The following is a 16668-nucleotide window of genomic DNA, read 5'->3' on the forward strand; positions in this document are numbered from 1 at the left end:
TTAGTTGTTCTCTGCAAGTGCAGCAAGCTGATCGGCTTGGTGCTCTTGAAGTACAGGATCAAGCAAGCTTTGCATGTCACCTTCAAGTACTTCGTTAAGACGGTAAATTGTAAGGTTGATACGGTGATCCGAAACACGGCCTTGTGGGTAGTTGTACGTACGAATACGGTCACTACGGTCACCCGAACCTAGTAGGTTACGACGTGTATCAGAAACCGCTGCCGCGCGGCGCTCTTCTTCTGCTTGAACAATACGAGCAGCAAGAACAGCCATCGCTTTCGCTTTGTTTTTATGCTGAGAACGCTCGTCCTGACACTCTACTACTGTACCCGTTGGTAAGTGAGTAATACGGATTGCTGAATCCGTGGTGTTAACGTGCTGACCACCCGCGCCTGATGCACGGAAAGTATCAATTTTAAGGTCGCCCGCTTTGATTTCTGGAAGATCCGCTTCTGGGATCTCAGGCATAACCGCAACCGTACATGCTGACGTGTGAACACGGCCTTGAGATTCGGTTTCAGGTACACGTTGTACACGGTGACCGCCTGACTCAAACTTCATGGTGCCGTAAACAGCGTCGCCACTAACCTTAGCGATCATCTCTTTGTAGCCGCCTTGCTCAGAAGCATTGCTGCTCATGATTTCAACACGCCAACCTTTCTTCTCAGCAAACTTAGAGTACATACGGAACAGGTTGCCCGCGAAGATACCTGCTTCATCACCACCCGCACCTGCGCGGATTTCTAGGAAACAGTTACGCTCATCGTTTGGATCTTTTGGAATAAGAAGAATCTGTAGCTCATCAGTCAGACGCTCAATTGCTGCTTTCGCATCTTTGATTTCATCTTGAGCCATTTCACGCATTTCTGCGTCGTCTTCGTTTGCCATCTCTTCAGCAGCTTCTAGATCTTCTTTCGCTTGCTGGTATGACTGGAAGCAAGCTGTCACTTCTTCAAGTTGAGAGTATTCTTTCGAAAGTGCACGGAATTTGTCTTGATTCCCGATTACATCTGGATCACCAAGTAGATGTTGAACTTCTTCATAGCGTTCAACAAGTGTTTCAAGCTTTACTAGAATCGAGGCTTTCATAATGTCTTATCTTGTTGGAGGTCTAATATTATTGAGGGTTTTCTAAGCCCAAACTCTGTCTAATGACCATTAATTTTGCAGGTTCTCCTTGCTCAGCTGCACTTTGAAGTGCGCGCGTTGGAGCATGGATCAATTTGTTTGTGAGCTTATTGCTGAGCTCGAGTAAAACTTTTTCAGGGTCACCGCCAGCGGCAAGCGATTGTAAACTTTTACTTAATAATTCTTCGCGGATTTCGTTAGCCGATTTACGGTAATCTCGAATACTGTCTACCGCTTGTAAAGAGCGCATCCAACTCATGAACGCGGCACTTTCTTCACTGACGATCGCTTCAGCTTGAATCGCTTCAACTTTACGTTGTTCGATATTGCCATCAACAATCGACTGCAAATCATCAACCGAATAAAGGTAGGCATCATTTAGATCACCAACCTGCGATTCCACATCACGTGGAACGGCAATATCAACCAATAACATCGGCTGATGCTTTCTTGTTTTTAGAGCAGTCTCAACCATACCCTTACCGATAATAGGCAATGGACTTGCGGTTGAGCTAATTACGATGTCCGCTCGATGAAGATGATCAGGGATCTCATTCAAGCTGATCACTTCAGCACCAAATTCTTCTGCTAGCCCTAGAGCACGTTCTCGAGTTCGGTTCGCCACAATCATTTTTGTACAGCCATTCGCCGAAAGGTGCTTAGCCACCAGCTCAATGGTTTCACCCGCACCAACCAGTAACACGGTTGAATCTGCGATGGATTCAAAAATATGCTTGGCTAAGGTACAGGCTGCGTAAGCTACAGAAACCGCGCTTCCGCCGATTTCAGTTTCAGTTCGAACACGCTTCGCAACAGAAAATGATTTCTGGAATAGTTTTTCCATTGAAGCATCAACGGATTTGTTCTCTCGCGAGTCCGTATACGCTTGCTTCACCTGACCTAAGATCTGCGGTTCACCCAAGACTAAAGAGTCCAAACCACAAGCAACGCGCATTAAGTGTTTAATCGCCGCCTGCTCTTCATGGATATAAAGGCTTGGCTTTAGCTCTTCTGGGCTAACTTGATGGAAAACCGACAACCAATCGATGAGTTTGTTTTTAGCCACGCCTTTAACGTCGCAATACAATTCAGTTCGATTACAGGTAGAAAGTATGACACTTCCATTCACGTGTGCATTTGCGTTAAGTTGCTTGAGTGCCTCAGATAATTTATCTGGACCAAAAGCGACTTTTTCTCGCAATTCAACCGACGCTGTATTGTGATTGATACCTACGGCAAGCAAAGACATGTATCAGAAGTTCTCGATCAGGGAATGGAAACAAGGGGCGAATTTTACTTGATGCATGGCTCTATTTAAAGAGCAAGCGGGATTTGTTTTCCTGAGTTCGTGAATTCAATGCTATAGTTGAAGCGTTTTTTAGATAAATTTGAACAAGTTGTGAGCAAACATGAGCAAGCTTCTCAAAATCGCGTCTCTTATTTTTATGGCCATAACTATGGTGGGTTGCTCGTCTATCCCAGAACAACCAACCAGCGTTGAATGGCAAAGTCATCAAGATCGGCTTTTACAGATAGACAACTATCAAGCCTCAGGCAAGCTCGCTTACATTTCCCCAGAGCAACGTCAAAGCCTAAATTTCATTTGGAAACATTCACCAAATCAAAGTCAATTAAGGCTCACTACTTTTCTCGGTCAAACTGCACTGAACCTAACCATAGATCCATCGGGTGCAAAAGTCGTGACCTATGGCGATCAAGTATTTACTCATGCGAGCGCTTCAGTCTTGGTTGAGCAGCTGACAGGTTTACAGATCCCTATTGATCACCTGCCACAATGGTTCCTTGGCATTCCAGACCAAGCCGATAGCTACCAATTGAACACGACCAACACGCTTGAATCTCTCACCAAACAAGTCAGCAACCAATTATGGACACTGAGTTTTGCTAACTATCGCAATACAGAGATGCCGAATAAGCAACTATCGGGTGAAGACAACACTAAGGTAGAGATAATCCCACTCCCTACTCGATTGTCATTCAAGCAAGACAATAACAAAATCAACATTGTAGTTTCGAAGTGGACACTGAAAAGATGATAACAACGCCAACCCATTGGCCTTCTCCGGCTAAACTGAATTTATTTCTCTATATCACTGGTCGACGTGACAATGGCTATCACGAACTTCAAACTTTATTTCAGTTTGTCGATTTTGGTGATGAACTGACGGTTACCGCAAACTCAGAAACTAGCTCGATAACAATCACACCAGAAATCCCTGGGGTAGCACTTGAAGACAACCTGATCTGGAAAGCCGCTACTGCGCTACAGCAATATACCTCAACCTGTTTCGGTGCCGATATTGAACTCAAGAAAGTACTGCCTATGGGTGGCGGTATTGGCGGAGGCTCTTCAAATGCAGCAACCGTGTTGGTCGCTCTGAATTATTTATGGCAACTCAACCTGTCAGACGATCAACTCGCCGAGATCGGTTTGAAGCTTGGTGCTGACGTTCCTGTCTTCGTTCGAGGCCACGCCGCCTTTGCTGAAGGGGTTGGAGAACAATTGTCACCAGCTAATCCGGATGAAAAATGGTATCTAGTCGCCAAACCTCAAGTGAGCATAGCAACTGCAGACATATTCAAACATTCAGAATTAACTCGAAATACGCCAAAGCGAGCGCTAGCAACGCTTCTAGAGCAAGAATACGTAAACGATTGCGAAAAAATTGTGCGAATGCTGTACCCAGAGGTTGATAAGCAACTTTCATGGCTGCTACAATACGCGCCGTCGAGATTGACTGGTACAGGTTCGTGCGTTTTTGCTGAATTTAACAGCAAAAAAGAAGCCGAATTGGTGCGAGAACAACTGCCTGACACAGTTTCCGCTTTCGTAGCGAAAGGAAGAAACATTTCTCCTTTAAAAGAAACTCTGGCTGAATACCAATCAGCCCACCCACAATCTATTTAAAACTGGACGCAACCCGAGGTTTCCACCGTGCCTGATATGAAGCTATTTGCTGGTAACGCAACACCTGAACTAGCCCAACGTATTGCTGATCGTCTATACATCTCTCTTGGCGATGCTACTGTAGACCGTTTTTCTGATGGCGAAGTCGCTGTTCAAATCAATGAAAACGTTCGTGGTAGCGATGTATTCCTGATTCAATCAACTTGTGCACCAACCAATGACAACCTTATGGAATTGGTGGTAATGATTGACGCAATGCGCCGTGCTTCTGCTGGCCGTATTACTGCTGTAATCCCTTACTTCGGTTATGCCCGTCAAGATCGTCGTGTACGTTCTGCTCGTGTGCCAATTACTGCAAAAGTTGTTGCAGACTTCCTTTCTAACGTTGGCGTTGACCGCGTTCTTACTATCGACCTACACGCAGAGCAAATCCAAGGCTTCTTCGATGTACCTGTTGATAACATCTTCGGCACTCCAGTTCTTCTAGAAGACATGGCTAACCGTGGCCTAGAAAACCCAGTAGTGGTTTCTCCAGACCTTGGTGGTGTTGTACGTGCTCGTGCAACGGCTAAAGCGCTAGGTGATGTTGACATCGCTATCGTTGATAAGCGTCGTCCACGTGCTAACGTTTCTGAAGTAATGAACCTAATCGGTGATGTTGAAGGTCGTGACTGTGTTATCGTTGATGACATGATCGATACGGGTGGCACACTATGTAAAGCAGCTGAAGCGCTTAAAGAGCGCGGTGCTAAGCGTGTATTCGCTTACGCAACTCACGCTGTTTTCTCTGGTACTGCTGCGAACAACATCAAGAACTCTGTTCTAGACCAAGTTATCGTAACGGATTCTATCTCTCTATCTCCAGAGATGGCTGCGACGGGTAAAGTGACAACACTTAGCCTTTCTCGCATGCTTGCTGAAGCGATTCGTCGTATCAGCAACGAAGAATCAATCTCAGCGATGTTCAACTAATCAAAGCCCAATAGCTTTTTTTACAAAAGCTTGGTTTTAGAAACACGCGAGAGAAAGATATTAAGCACTTCAGTCAATGAAGTGCTTTTTTTATGTCTGAGTAATATTGCACTGCTAGTTATCACAAAAAGGAATAATCGCGCAGCTATCAGCTAGCTCGCACCTTTTTCATAAACTGTGATATCATACGGCGCTTTTTGAAATCCCAAGAGAGATCCATACCTTGAGCCAACAAATAAAACTTCTCGTTGGACTGGCTAATCCAGGTCCAGAATACGCCAAAACTCGCCACAACGCGGGCGCTTGGGTAGTTGAAGAATTAGCGCGTGTACATAACGTGACACTAAAGAACGAACCAAAGTTCTTTGGCCTAACGGGTCGTATCATGGTTCACGGTGAAGATCTTCGTTTGCTGATCCCAACGACTTTTATGAACTTGTCAGGCAAAGCAGTTGCAGCCTTAGCAAAGTTCTACCAAATTAAACCAGAAGAGATCATGGTCGCTCACGATGAGTTAGATCTGCCTCCTGGTATTGGAAAGTTTAAAAAAGGTGGTGGTCATGGCGGACATAATGGTCTGAAAGACATCATCAGCAAGCAGGGTAACAATAAAGAATTCTATCGTCTTAGATTAGGCATCGGCCATCCAGGACACAAAGATAAAGTTGCAGGTTATGTATTAGGCAAAGCTCCTCAAAAAGAGCAAGAGTGTATCGAGGCCGTCGTTGACGAATCGGTTCGCAGCCTAGACATCTTATTAAAAGATGGCCTACCAAAAGCACAAAATCGCTTACATACGTTCAAAGCAGAATAAGGTTTATATCATGGGTTTTAAATGTGGCATCGTTGGTCTACCAAACGTTGGTAAGTCAACTCTGTTTAACGCACTGACTAAAGCAGGCATCGAAGCAGCAAACTTTCCATTTTGTACGATCGAACCAAACACAGGTATCGTTCCGGTTCCAGATCTACGCTTAGATGCATTAGCAAAAATTGTTAATCCACAGAAGATCCTTCCAACGACAATGGAATTCGTAGATATCGCGGGCCTAGTTGCTGGCGCATCTAAAGGTGAAGGTCTTGGTAACAAATTCCTAGCTAACATCCGTGAAACTGACGCTATCGGTCACGTTGTACGCTGCTTTGAAAATGAAAACATTGTTCACGTTGCTGGCAAAGTATCTCCAATTGAAGATATCGAAGTGATCAACCTAGAACTTGCACTGGCTGACTTAGACAGCTGTGAGCGTGCAATTCAACGTAACGCGAAGAAAGCGAAAGGCGGCGACAAAGACGCTAAATTCGAAATCACTGTACTAGAAAAGCTACTTCCAGTTCTAACTGAAGGTGGTATGGCACGTACTGTTGAACTTGGCAAAGAAGAAGCGGCAGCAATCGGCTACCTAAACTTCCTAACGCTTAAGCCAACAATGTACATCGCAAACGTTGCAGAAGATGGTTTTGAAAATAACCCATACCTAGACGCTGTTCGTGAATACGCAGAAAACGAAAACAACGTTGTTGTTGCTGTTTGTGCAGCAATCGAATCAGAGCTTTCTGAGCTTGATGACGAAGATCGCGAAGAGTTCCTTGCGGATATGGGTATCGAAGAACCAGGTCTTAACCGAGTGATCCGCTCTGGTTACGAACTACTGACTCTTCAGACTTACTTCACAGCTGGTGTTAAAGAAGTTCGTGCTTGGACAATCCCTGTAGGTGCAACTGCGCCACAAGCAGCGGGTAAGATCCACACAGACTTCGAGAAAGGTTTCATCCGTGCTGAAGTTGTTGGATTCGATCACTTCATCGAATTTAACGGTGAGAGCGGTGCGAAAGACGCAGGTAAATGGCGCCTTGAAGGTAAAGAATACATCGTTAAAGATGGTGACGTTGTTCACTTCCGCTTCAATGTATAATTCTGATTAAACATCTAGAAAAAAGGCCAGTGAATTCACTGGCCTTTTTGTTTTTCCCCTTTCTAAATTGTCCCTCACCAGAAACTTAACTTCCTATATATATCGCCTTTTAGACCTGTTTTTTGTCGACAAATACGCCTCTTTGCCTAAAAAGAAACCGAACAGATGTTTATTCGCGATTTATTCAAAAAAAAAGTTGACGGGTTTCACTCAACTCCGCATAATGCGCCCCGTTCACAGCGAAGCGGCAACGTTTCGAAATGAGCAACAATATGGAAATGGCTACTTAGCTCAGTTGGTTAGAGCACATCACTCATAATGATGGGGTCGCAGGTTCAAATCCCGCAGTAGCCACCATTTCCTAAGCACTCTATTTGATATTAAAGTTTGTCTTTAGTAACAAAGAGTTTTTAGGAAATAACGCGGTCGTGGCGGAATTGGTAGACGCACCAGATTTAGGTTCTGGCGCCGAGAGGTGTGAGAGTTCAAGTCTCTCCGACCGCACCATATTGAGATATCTTAATTGATATCATTGTTGGGCTATCGCCAAGCGGTAAGGCACCGGCTTTTGATGCCGGCATTCCCTGGTTCGAATCCAGGTAGCCCAGCCACAATTTAAAGTGTAATTATCTTTAAAAAGATAATGGCATTGAAAGCAAGATTATATTATATTGTCTCGCTCTCAGATGGCTACTTAGCTCAGTTGGTTAGAGCACATCACTCATAATGATGGGGTCGCAGGTTCAAATCCCGCAGTAGCCACCATTCTTTCTTCGAGAAAGAAAAGACAACGTTATATTGAATCACCAATATTCAGTATGACTATAAAGATTTGCTGCGGTCGTGGCGGAATTGGTAGACGCACCAGATTTAGGTTCTGGCGCCGAGAGGTGTGAGAGTTCAAGTCTCTCCGACCGCACCATTATTTAGAATGTGTTTCTTTCATTAGATGAACATTCATTGTTGGGCTATCGCCAAGCGGTAAGGCACCGGCTTTTGATGCCGGCATTCCCTGGTTCGAATCCAGGTAGCCCAGCCACTATTACAACGTTATATTGAATCACCAATATTCAGTATGACTATAAAGATTTGCTGCGGTCGTGGCGGAATTGGTAGACGCACCAGATTTAGGTTCTGGCGCCGAGAGGTGTGAGAGTTCAAGTCTCTCCGACCGCACCATTATTTCTCTTTCATTAGAGAACAAATAGTGAATCGATTAGATTTATTATTGGCTACTTAGCTCAGTTGGTTAGAGCACATCACTCATAATGATGGGGTCGCAGGTTCAAATCCCGCAGTAGCCACCATTTATACAACGTTTTATTGAATCACCAATATTCAGTATGACTATAAAGATTTGCTGCGGTCGTGGCGGAATTGGTAGACGCACCAGATTTAGGTTCTGGCGCCGAGAGGTGTGAGAGTTCAAGTCTCTCCGACCGCACCATTATTTAGAATGTGTTTCTTTCATTAGATGAACATTCATTGTTGGGCTATCGCCAAGCGGTAAGGCACCGGCTTTTGATGCCGGCATTCCCTGGTTCGAATCCAGGTAGCCCAGCCACTATTACAACGTTATATTGAATCACCAATATTCAGTATGACTACAAAGATTTGCTGCGGTCGTGGCGGAATTGGTAGACGCACCAGATTTAGGTTCTGGCGCCGAGAGGTGTGAGAGTTCAAGTCTCTCCGACCGCACCATTATTTAGAATGTGTTTCTTTCATTAGATGACCATTCATTGTTGGGCTATCGCCAAGCGGTAAGGCACTGGCTTTTGATGCCAGCATTCCCTGGTTCGAATCCAGGTAGCCCAGCCATTACAACGTTACTTAGACAAACCATAAGTCTTCTTAACTATACTCTTCGCTAGAGTAAAAGCTTTGCTGCGGTCGTGGCGGAATTGGTAGACGCACCAGATTTAGGTTCTGGCGCCGAGAGGTGTGAGAGTTCAAGTCTCTCCGACCGCACCATTATTTAGAATGTGTTTCTTTCATTAGATGACCATTCATTGTTGGGCTATCGCCAAGCGGTAAGGCACTGGCTTTTGATGCCAGCATTCCCTGGTTCGAATCCAGGTAGCCCAGCCATTACAACGTTACTTAGACAAACCATAAGTCTTCTTAACTATACTCTTCGCTAGAGTAAAAGCTTTGCTGCGGTCGTGGCGGAATTGGTAGACGCACCAGATTTAGGTTCTGGCGCCGAGAGGTGTGAGAGTTCAAGTCTCTCCGACCGCACCATTATTTAGAATGTGTTTCTTTCATTAGATGACCATTCATTGTTGGGCTATCGCCAAGCGGTAAGGCACTGGCTTTTGATGCCAGCATTCCCTGGTTCGAATCCAGGTAGCCCAGCCATTACAACGTTACTTAGACAAACCATAAGTCTTCTTAACTATACTCTTCGCTAGAGTAAAAGCTTTGCTGCGGTCGTGGCGGAATTGGTAGACGCACCAGATTTAGGTTCTGGCGCCGAGAGGTGTGAGAGTTCAAGTCTCTCCGACCGCACCATTATTTCTCTTTCATTAGAGAACAAATAGTGAATCTATTAGATTTATTATGGCTACTTAGCTCAGTTGGTTAGAGCACATCACTCATAATGATGGGGTCGCAGGTTCAAATCCCGCAGTAGCCACCACTTATACAACGTCTTATTGAAGCACCAATATTCGATATGACTATAAAGATTTGCTGCGGTCGTGGCGGAATTGGTAGACGCACCAGATTTAGGTTCTGGCGCCGAGAGGTGTGAGAGTTCAAGTCTCTCCGACCGCACCATCATTAAATAGAACCCAGCTTTTTAGCTGGGTTTTGTTTTATCTGGAATATGCAAATCTGCTAGCCAAGTCACCAAGTATTCTCTTCTATAACCTCACTTTTAATACGATTTTATAAGACAATGTCAGCTCCATTTTCTAATTGAGTATGACTAGCCTATGAAACCCCTCCCCTTAACGATCGGTTGCTACACAGATACACCAAGTAAAAGCCAAGGTGTTTATCAAACTCAGTTAGATCTAGAAACAGGAAAACTATTACCTCTAGAGCTGATCATCAAATGTACTAACCCCTCTTTTATTACTGTAACAAAGACTGGGATCTATACTGCATCGGAAGTGGACCAGCAAAAACAGCCCCAGCTCATTCATATACCTAATGTTGATTCACAGCTAACACACAATACAAGCCTCATCTCGGGAGATCACCCTTGTCACGTCGCGATAGATCCACACAATAAGTTTGCTATCACGTCGCAATACTCATCAGGCACATTCGATATTTTTAGCTTAAGTATCAACGGCAGCATCGATAAACGACTCAAAACAATCCAGATGGTTGGTTCCGGGCCAAACAAAGAGAGACAAACTAGCCCACACGCCCATCAATGCCTGTTCTTACAAAACTCACCACAGTTTGTGACTGTCGATCTCGGCACCGATCGCATCAACTTCTATTGCTTTGATGAAGAGCAAGAAGAGTTCCTTGATGAACCAATGCAGTCTATTAAGGTGCCCGCCGGCAATGGACCTCGCCATTTAATCTTTAACAAAGCTGAAGACAGAGCCTATGTGGTCTGTGAACTCTCTGAAACGTTGCTGACTTTGGAAAAGGTTTTAGGCATTTGGAATGTAGTGGAAGAGATTGATGCATTGCCTAATATGGAGAAGGGAGAAGCCGCAGCTGCGATTAAGCTATCGCCTGATGAGCAATTCCTTTATGTGTCATGTCGACACCAATCAAGAATCAGTAGCTTCAAAATCGACTCTGAGACTCAAAGGCTGACTTTCATTGATAGCTACGACACTGAAGGCAAATTCCCAAGAGACTTCCATATAACGAACGATGGGAAATGGCTTATCGCCGCCAACCAGCACTCCAACAACATCACCTCATTCAAGCGAGATAATGAAGATGGGTCTTTGGTTTATACAGGGTACTCTTTAGAGATCGATGCACCGGTTTGTGTGACGCAACAGCGATAGTAGTCATCTGATACAAAAAAGGAGAGCATTCGCTCTCCTTCTTTTCATAAGCAGTCTTAAACGCTCAATTAGAGACCCAAAGCGTATTTCAATACTTGAGCTTTAATCGGGCCTGAATTTTCAGCTAGTTTTAGAGCAGCATTACGTACAAATTTCAGTGGGCCAATGTCGTTGCTGAATGTCTTGTAGAAGAAATCCATGCCACTTTGCATCATTAGATTGTCGCCTCTTCTTATCACTTCATAGCGTCTTGCTACAGACTGGTTCAATTCACCCTTTTCTTTGGTGACATCCAGCAGTACTGATACATCTTTGAAGCCTAAGTTAACACCCTGCCCAGCCAAAGGGTTGATGGTATGCGCAGAGTCTCCGACCAAAATACAGTTATTCTTCGAGTATGATTGAGCATGACGTCGTGTCAGAGGAAAAGAACCCGAATTCAAGACTTTGATATCACCTAACTCTTTAGGAAAGTGAGTAAGTACTTCGTTACGTAGTTTTTCAGGGGCCATTGCTGACAGTTGCTTAATACGCAGTGGAGAATCATACCAAACTAACGAGCCCAGCCCGACTTCTTGACCGTCAGAGGTTAGAGAACACAAAGGCAAAAATGAACGAGGGCCACTTGGTAGAAATTGCTGCCAAGTAATATCTTGCTGAGGTTGTTCTGTTTCTACATTGATAAGCATACAGTGTTGTCGATAATCCCAAGCCGTGATGCCAATTCCAGCTTGTTGGCGAACGGCTGAATTCGCACCATCAGCACCAACCACCCACTTCGCAGACAACTCAGCCCCTGATTGAAGCTTTACGATATTGATTTCACCAAACTCAATCACATCGAGCTTTTCTGGGCATAACAGTTCGAGATTGTCGTAGGCATCAAATTGAGACCATAAACCTAATTGAATGAGTCTGTTCTCAACGATATAGCCCAAACGAGGAAGGTCTAGTGAGGCAGCATCAAATCGAGTACGACACTCTGGGTGCTCCCACGTCTCTAAACGTTTATAAGAACACACTCGCATTGCTGCAATACTTTGCCATGCACCAAGATTTTCAAGCAAATCGACCGATGCTTGAGAAATCGCTGACACACGAATGTCCATCGCTTGCGATTCATCAAAAGCTTGTGGGGCAAAACCTTCGATCACCGCAACACTCAGACCTTGCTTTGCAAAACCGATTGCTGTTGCTGCGCCAACCATGCCGCCACCGACTACTACAATATCGTAACTGTTCATATTTCGTACTTATCAGTTTGATTCTTTGACTGTTTTTGATTGTACTTTTTCATAACTAACTTGTAACCAAAAACCTTATTCGAAAAAAGGGTTATCCCTTATGGCATATGGCGTTAACGATAATAAAAACCACTACATAAGAGATTTGTTCAGACTACTAGTCAGTCGGTTTTGAAACCAGTACAATACGCCGCTTGCCGCTAGAGCCTGTCATAAAATTGAATACCGAATTATGACAAACGGGGCTAGCGGATGAATAATGGGCGATTTGCTCCCTTAAATTAAACTAACGATCGAGCGAACATATAATGAGTAAGAAACTGCTAATTAAAACTTGGGGCTGTCAGATGAATGAATATGATTCATCAAAAATGGCCGACCTGCTTAACGCTGCAAATGGCTATGAGCTAACTGAAGTACCTGAGGAAGCAGACGTACTACTATTGAATACTTGTTCTATCCGCGAAAAAGCGCAAGAAAAAGTATTCCACCAGCTTGGTCGTTGGAAAACGCTTAAAGATAAAAAAGAAGGTGTGGTGATCGGTGTGGGTGGCTGTGTAGCGACTCAAGAAGGTGATCACATTCGTCAACGTGCACCTTACGTAGACGTTATCTTTGGCCCACAAACATTACACCGTTTGCCAGAGATGATTAAATCATCACTGTCTAACGAAAAGCCAGTAATGGATATCTCTTTCCCAGAGATCGAAAAGTTCGATAACCTGCCAGAGCCAAAAGCTGAAGGCGCGACGGCGTTCGTTTCTATCATGGAAGGTTGTTCTAAATACTGTACTTACTGCGTTGTACCATACACACGTGGCGAAGAAGTTAGCCGTCCAATGGATGATGTACTTTTCGAAGTTGCTCAACTTGCAGAGCAAGGCGTACGTGAAGTTAACCTGCTAGGTCAAAACGTAAACGCATACCGCGGTCCAACACACGAAGGCGATATCTGTTCATTCGCAGAACTGCTTCGTCTTGTTGCTTCTATCGACGGTATCGACCGTATTCGTTTCACAACAAGCCACCCGCTTGAGTTTGGTGACGACATCATTGAAGTTTACAAAGACACACCAGAGCTAGTGAGCTTCCTTCACCTACCAGTACAAAGTGGTAGTGACCGTATTCTTACGATGATGAAGCGCCCACATACGGCTATCGAGTACAAATCTATTATCCGTAAACTGCGTAAAGCTCGCCCTGACATTCAAATCAGCTCTGACTTTATTGTTGGTTTCCCTGGTGAGTCTAAGCAAGACTTCGAAGATACAATGAAGCTAATTAAAGACGTTGATTTCGATATGAGCTTCAGCTTTGTTTTCTCTCCACGTCCAGGTACGCCAGCGGCAGATTACCCATGTGATGTACCAGCACAAGAGAAGAAAGATCGTCTGTACGAACTGCAGCAAACGGTAAACACACAAGCTATGCGTTTCTCTCGTCTAATGTTAGGCACAGAGCAACGTATCCTTGTTGAAGGCCCATCAAGAAAGAACCTAATGGAACTTCGCGGCCGTACAGAAAACAGCCGTGTTGTGAACTTCGAAGGTTCTGCAGACCTAATCGGTCAATTCGTAGATGTGAAGATCACTGAGGTTTACACCAACTCACTACGTGGTGAGCTAGTTCGCACAGAAAAAGACATGGGTCTACGCGTTGTTATGACTCCAGCAGAAATGATGGAAAAAACAAAACGTGAAGACGAGCTAGGTGTAGCGACATTTACGCCATAGGCAATACAACTGTTTGAGCACAAAGCGCAAACACAAAGCTTGAAATTACCTAACTAAGTGACCATCTTAGAAATAGGGATATCACCATCAGAAGCCCGGTCTAAATCGGGCTTTTTGCTCTTTGTTTTATTTAAGAGTGAGTGGCACAAAATGAGAGGCTAATTTGAGCAATAAAATCGTTACCTTAGAGATAAATCTAGAACCAGCAGACAACAAGCGCTTGGCAAGTTTATGCGGACCATTTGACGACAACATCAAGCATCTTGAGCGTCGTCTGGGCGTTGAGATTAATTACCGTAGCAACTTTTTCACCATTGTTGGTAAGCCTCACACTACAGCCGCAGCTTTAGACATCATCAAACACCTCTATGTTGAAACGGCTCCAGTTAAAGGCAACATAATCGATATCGAACCAGAGCAAATACATCTGGCGATCACCGAGTCAGGCATTTTGGAGCAACACGTCGAGTCTGAAATTGACTACGGCAAAGAAGTGACCATTAAGACTAAAAAAGGCGTCATCAAACCTCGAACGCCAAACCAAGCACAGTACCTAATGAACATGGTGACTCATGACATCACCTTTGGTATTGGGCCAGCAGGTACAGGTAAAACCTACTTAGCCGTTGCTGCAGCAGTTGATGCACTTGAACGCCAAGAGGTTCGCCGAATCCTACTGACTCGTCCTGCTGTTGAAGCCGGTGAGAAGCTTGGTTTCCTACCGGGTGATTTAAGCCAAAAAGTAGACCCATATTTACGTCCACTTTACGATGCGCTGTTTGAGATGCTTGGCTTTGAGCGAGTTGAGAAGCTGATTGAACGTAACGTAATTGAAGTTGCGCCACTGGCTTACATGCGTGGTCGTACATTGAATGATGCGTTTATCATTCTTGATGAGAGCCAAAACACCACGGTAGAACAGATGAAGATGTTCTTAACCCGTATCGGTTTTAACTCACGCGCTGTGATCACAGGTGATATTACGCAAATCGATTTACCTCGTGGTGCAAAATCAGGCTTACGCCATGCGACTGAAGTGCTCAATGAAGTCGACGACATTAGCTTTAACTTCTTCATGTCTGAAGACGTCGTTCGTCACCCTGTCGTTGCTCGTATCGTCAACGCATACGAGAAGTGGGAAGCAAAAGACCAGAAAGAGCGCAAAGAGTTTGAAAAGCGTAAACGTGAAGAGCGTGAAGCCAAACTTCTTGAGGCTCAGCAGGTAGTTACGACACAATTAGCAACACAAAATAGCTCTGTAATTGCAGAACAAGGTGATAAATAGATGTCTATTGAACTAGACCTGCAATTAGCGGTCGAAAATGAGCAAGGTCTTCCAACTGAGCAAGATATTCAGCTTTGGTTGGACAAGACAATTCCTCAGTTTCAAGAGAACGCTGAGTTGACGGTTCGTATCGTTGATACACAAGAAAGCCACCAGCTCAATCATGAATATCGTGGCAAAGATAAGCCAACTAACGTGTTGTCTTTTCCATTCGAGGCTCCTCCAGGGATCGAGTTAGATCTACTGGGCGACCTCATTATCTGCCGCCAAGTTGTCGAAAAAGAAGCAGAAGAGCAAAGTAAGCCTCTGCTAGCACACTGGGCTCATATGGTTGTACATGGCAGTCTGCATCTGCTAGGTTATGATCATATCGAAGATGATGAAGCTGAAGAGATGGAGTCACTCGAGACAGAAATCATGCAATCTATGGGGTTTGAAGACCCTTACATTCTAGAAAAGTAAATTGATTCTAGTAAAGTAGGTTGCAGAGAAACAATAACTCATCGAACCAGTGATTTTCACAGGAATCTGAGTTGTAACGTGTGCTATCACACTTCTGATAGCGTTATTTTTTGAGAAATCATGAACGAAGGTAACCCCCCCACTTCTGAGGGAAGTAAAAAATCTGAAGGTCCGAGTAGAAAGTCCTTCTTTGAACGCCTAGGCCAACTATTTCAAGGTGAAGTAAAAGATCGCCAAGAGCTCGTAGATGTAATCCGCGACTCAGAAATTAATGACCTAATTGACCACGACACACGCGACATGCTCGAGGGTGTTATGGAAATTTCAGAGATGCGAGTACGCGATATCATGCTGCCTCGCTCTCAAATGGTTACAGTTGAACGCACAGATGATCTAGATACATTGATTGCGCTCATTACTGATGCTCAACACTCTCGCTACCCAGTGATCAGTGAAGATAAAGACCATGTTGAAGGCATTCTATTAGCGAAGGACCTACTTAAGTATTTGGGTTCAGAAAGTGCTCCATTTGATATCGAACAAGTGATTCGCCCTGTCGTGGTTGTTCCTGAAAGTAAGCGAGTTGATCGCCTGCTTAAGGAGTTCCAAGAAGAGCGTTACCACATGTCTATCGTTGTCGATGAGTTTGGTGGAGTTTCTGGCCTGGTAACCATTGAAGATATCCTCGAAGAAATCGTTGGTGAAATTGAAGACGAGTTCGACGATGAAGAAGAGCTAGATATTCGTAAGCTGAGTAAGCATACCTTCTCTGTAAAAGCTTTAACCACTATTGAAGAGTTCAACGATACGTTTAACACTGCCTTTAGTGACGACGAAGTGGATACGGTAGGCGGCATGGTTATGACAGCACTCGGCCACCTGCCGGTTCGTGGCGAAATTGTAGAAATCGAAAACTACCATTTCAAAATAACATCAGCAGATAACCGTCGTGTGATTCAGCTACAGGTAACCATTCCTGACGAACAGCCTCTTCCGACTATCGAAGAATAACA

General features: G+C 44.4%; 13 protein-coding genes and 19 tRNA genes. 29 read left to right on the top strand and 3 right to left on the bottom strand.

Going from position 1 to position 16668, the window contains the following annotated elements; genetic code table 11:
- Window positions 1–1089: a peptide chain release factor 1 gene (gene prfA, locus LMH68_RS04170; protein ID WP_017062313.1), complete on the bottom strand. Its 1089-nt coding sequence runs from the start codon at window positions 1087–1089 to the stop codon at window positions 1–3.
- Window positions 1090–1117: 28 nt separating this feature from the next.
- A complete protein-coding gene (hemA, locus tag LMH68_RS04175) occupies window positions 1118–2377 on the bottom strand; it encodes a glutamyl-tRNA reductase (RefSeq protein WP_229647677.1) in 1260 nt (419 codons plus the stop codon).
- Window positions 2378–2537: 160 nt separating this feature from the next.
- Between hemA and lolB the strand changes: the two genes are divergently transcribed.
- The 25 genes from lolB (at window position 2538) to LMH68_RS04300 (ending at window position 10931) form a co-directional block, all read left to right on the top strand.
- Complete coding sequence (lolB, locus tag LMH68_RS04180) at window positions 2538–3185, top strand: lipoprotein insertase outer membrane protein LolB (protein WP_017067135.1); 648 nt, start codon at window positions 2538–2540, stop codon at window positions 3183–3185.
- Window positions 3182–4057 carry a 4-(cytidine 5'-diphospho)-2-C-methyl-D-erythritol kinase gene (gene ispE / locus LMH68_RS04185; RefSeq protein WP_170962373.1) on the top strand — a complete coding sequence of 292 codons (876 nt, stop codon included), beginning with the start codon at window positions 3182–3184 and terminating at the stop codon, window positions 4055–4057. Before lolB ends, ispE begins: the two co-directional genes overlap by 4 nt.
- A gap of 27 nt (window positions 4058–4084) precedes the next feature.
- Complete coding sequence (locus LMH68_RS04190) at window positions 4085–5029, top strand: ribose-phosphate pyrophosphokinase (protein ID WP_004739814.1); 945 nt, start codon at window positions 4085–4087, stop codon at window positions 5027–5029.
- 223 nt (window positions 5030–5252) lie between these two features.
- Window positions 5253–5843 carry an aminoacyl-tRNA hydrolase gene (gene pth / locus LMH68_RS04195; protein WP_004739815.1) on the top strand — a complete coding sequence of 197 codons (591 nt, stop codon included), beginning with the start codon at window positions 5253–5255 and terminating at the stop codon, window positions 5841–5843.
- A gap of 10 nt (window positions 5844–5853) precedes the next feature.
- Window positions 5854–6945, top strand: a complete 1092-nt coding sequence (gene ychF / locus LMH68_RS04200) for a redox-regulated ATPase YchF (RefSeq protein ID WP_010439159.1) — start codon at window positions 5854–5856, stop codon at window positions 6943–6945.
- Window positions 6946–7225: 280 nt separating this feature from the next.
- Window positions 7226–7302: transfer RNA gene (locus tag LMH68_RS04205), tRNA-Met, on the top strand.
- 65 nt (window positions 7303–7367) lie between these two features.
- Window positions 7368–7452, top strand: a tRNA-Leu gene (locus tag LMH68_RS04210).
- 29 nt (window positions 7453–7481) lie between these two features.
- Window positions 7482–7556 (top strand) — tRNA-Gln (locus tag LMH68_RS04215).
- 77 nt (window positions 7557–7633) lie between these two features.
- Window positions 7634–7710: transfer RNA gene (locus tag LMH68_RS04220), tRNA-Met, on the top strand.
- A gap of 72 nt (window positions 7711–7782) precedes the next feature.
- A tRNA-Leu gene (locus tag LMH68_RS04225) sits at window positions 7783–7867 on the top strand.
- Between the two features lie 42 nt (window positions 7868–7909).
- Window positions 7910–7984 (top strand) — tRNA-Gln (locus tag LMH68_RS04230).
- Window positions 7985–8039: 55 nt separating this feature from the next.
- A tRNA-Leu gene (locus LMH68_RS04235) sits at window positions 8040–8124 on the top strand.
- A gap of 51 nt (window positions 8125–8175) precedes the next feature.
- A tRNA-Met gene (locus LMH68_RS04240) sits at window positions 8176–8252 on the top strand.
- A gap of 55 nt (window positions 8253–8307) precedes the next feature.
- A tRNA-Leu gene (locus LMH68_RS04245) sits at window positions 8308–8392 on the top strand.
- Window positions 8393–8434: 42 nt separating this feature from the next.
- Window positions 8435–8509 (top strand) — tRNA-Gln (locus LMH68_RS04250).
- Window positions 8510–8564: 55 nt separating this feature from the next.
- Window positions 8565–8649: transfer RNA gene (locus tag LMH68_RS04255), tRNA-Leu, on the top strand.
- A gap of 42 nt (window positions 8650–8691) precedes the next feature.
- Window positions 8692–8766, top strand: a tRNA-Gln gene (locus LMH68_RS04260).
- Window positions 8767–8834: 68 nt separating this feature from the next.
- Window positions 8835–8919: transfer RNA gene (locus LMH68_RS04265), tRNA-Leu, on the top strand.
- A 42-nt stretch (window positions 8920–8961) separates the two neighbouring features.
- Window positions 8962–9036: transfer RNA gene (locus tag LMH68_RS04270), tRNA-Gln, on the top strand.
- Between the two features lie 68 nt (window positions 9037–9104).
- Window positions 9105–9189 (top strand) — tRNA-Leu (locus tag LMH68_RS04275).
- Between the two features lie 42 nt (window positions 9190–9231).
- Window positions 9232–9306, top strand: a tRNA-Gln gene (locus LMH68_RS04280).
- 68 nt (window positions 9307–9374) lie between these two features.
- Window positions 9375–9459, top strand: a tRNA-Leu gene (locus LMH68_RS04285).
- Between the two features lie 50 nt (window positions 9460–9509).
- Window positions 9510–9586, top strand: a tRNA-Met gene (locus LMH68_RS04290).
- 55 nt (window positions 9587–9641) lie between these two features.
- Window positions 9642–9726, top strand: a tRNA-Leu gene (locus LMH68_RS04295).
- 158 nt (window positions 9727–9884) lie between these two features.
- Complete coding sequence (locus LMH68_RS04300) at window positions 9885–10931, top strand: lactonase family protein (RefSeq protein WP_017071286.1); 1047 nt, start codon at window positions 9885–9887, stop codon at window positions 10929–10931.
- Window positions 10932–10999: 68 nt separating this feature from the next.
- Here LMH68_RS04300 and LMH68_RS04305 read toward each other — a convergent pair whose 3' ends face one another.
- Window positions 11000–12175, bottom strand: coding sequence for a 2-octaprenyl-3-methyl-6-methoxy-1,4-benzoquinol hydroxylase (locus LMH68_RS04305; RefSeq protein ID WP_102333782.1), 1176 nt, complete (start codon window positions 12173–12175; stop codon window positions 11000–11002).
- A 308-nt stretch (window positions 12176–12483) separates the two neighbouring features.
- Between LMH68_RS04305 and miaB the strand changes: the two genes are divergently transcribed.
- From miaB to corC, 4 genes are all read left to right on the top strand, one after another.
- A complete protein-coding gene (gene miaB, locus LMH68_RS04310) occupies window positions 12484–13908 on the top strand; it encodes a tRNA (N6-isopentenyl adenosine(37)-C2)-methylthiotransferase MiaB (RefSeq protein ID WP_017062326.1) in 1425 nt (474 codons plus the stop codon).
- A 163-nt stretch (window positions 13909–14071) separates the two neighbouring features.
- Window positions 14072–15193, top strand: coding sequence for a PhoH family protein (locus tag LMH68_RS04315; protein WP_017064169.1), 1122 nt, complete (start codon window positions 14072–14074; stop codon window positions 15191–15193).
- Entirely contained in the window at window positions 15194–15655 is a 462-nt protein-coding gene (ybeY, locus tag LMH68_RS04320; protein WP_012603383.1) for an rRNA maturation RNase YbeY, read from the top strand.
- A gap of 120 nt (window positions 15656–15775) precedes the next feature.
- Window positions 15776–16666 (top strand): CNNM family magnesium/cobalt transport protein CorC, encoded by an 891-nt coding sequence (gene corC, locus LMH68_RS04325; protein WP_012603382.1) that lies wholly within the window; start codon window positions 15776–15778, stop codon window positions 16664–16666.
- Window positions 16667–16668: the final 2 nt, after the last annotated feature.

The sequence above is a fragment of the Vibrio sp. F13 genome (assembly GCF_020806305.2).
Taxonomy (GTDB): domain Bacteria; phylum Pseudomonadota; class Gammaproteobacteria; order Enterobacterales; family Vibrionaceae; genus Vibrio; species Vibrio crassostreae_C.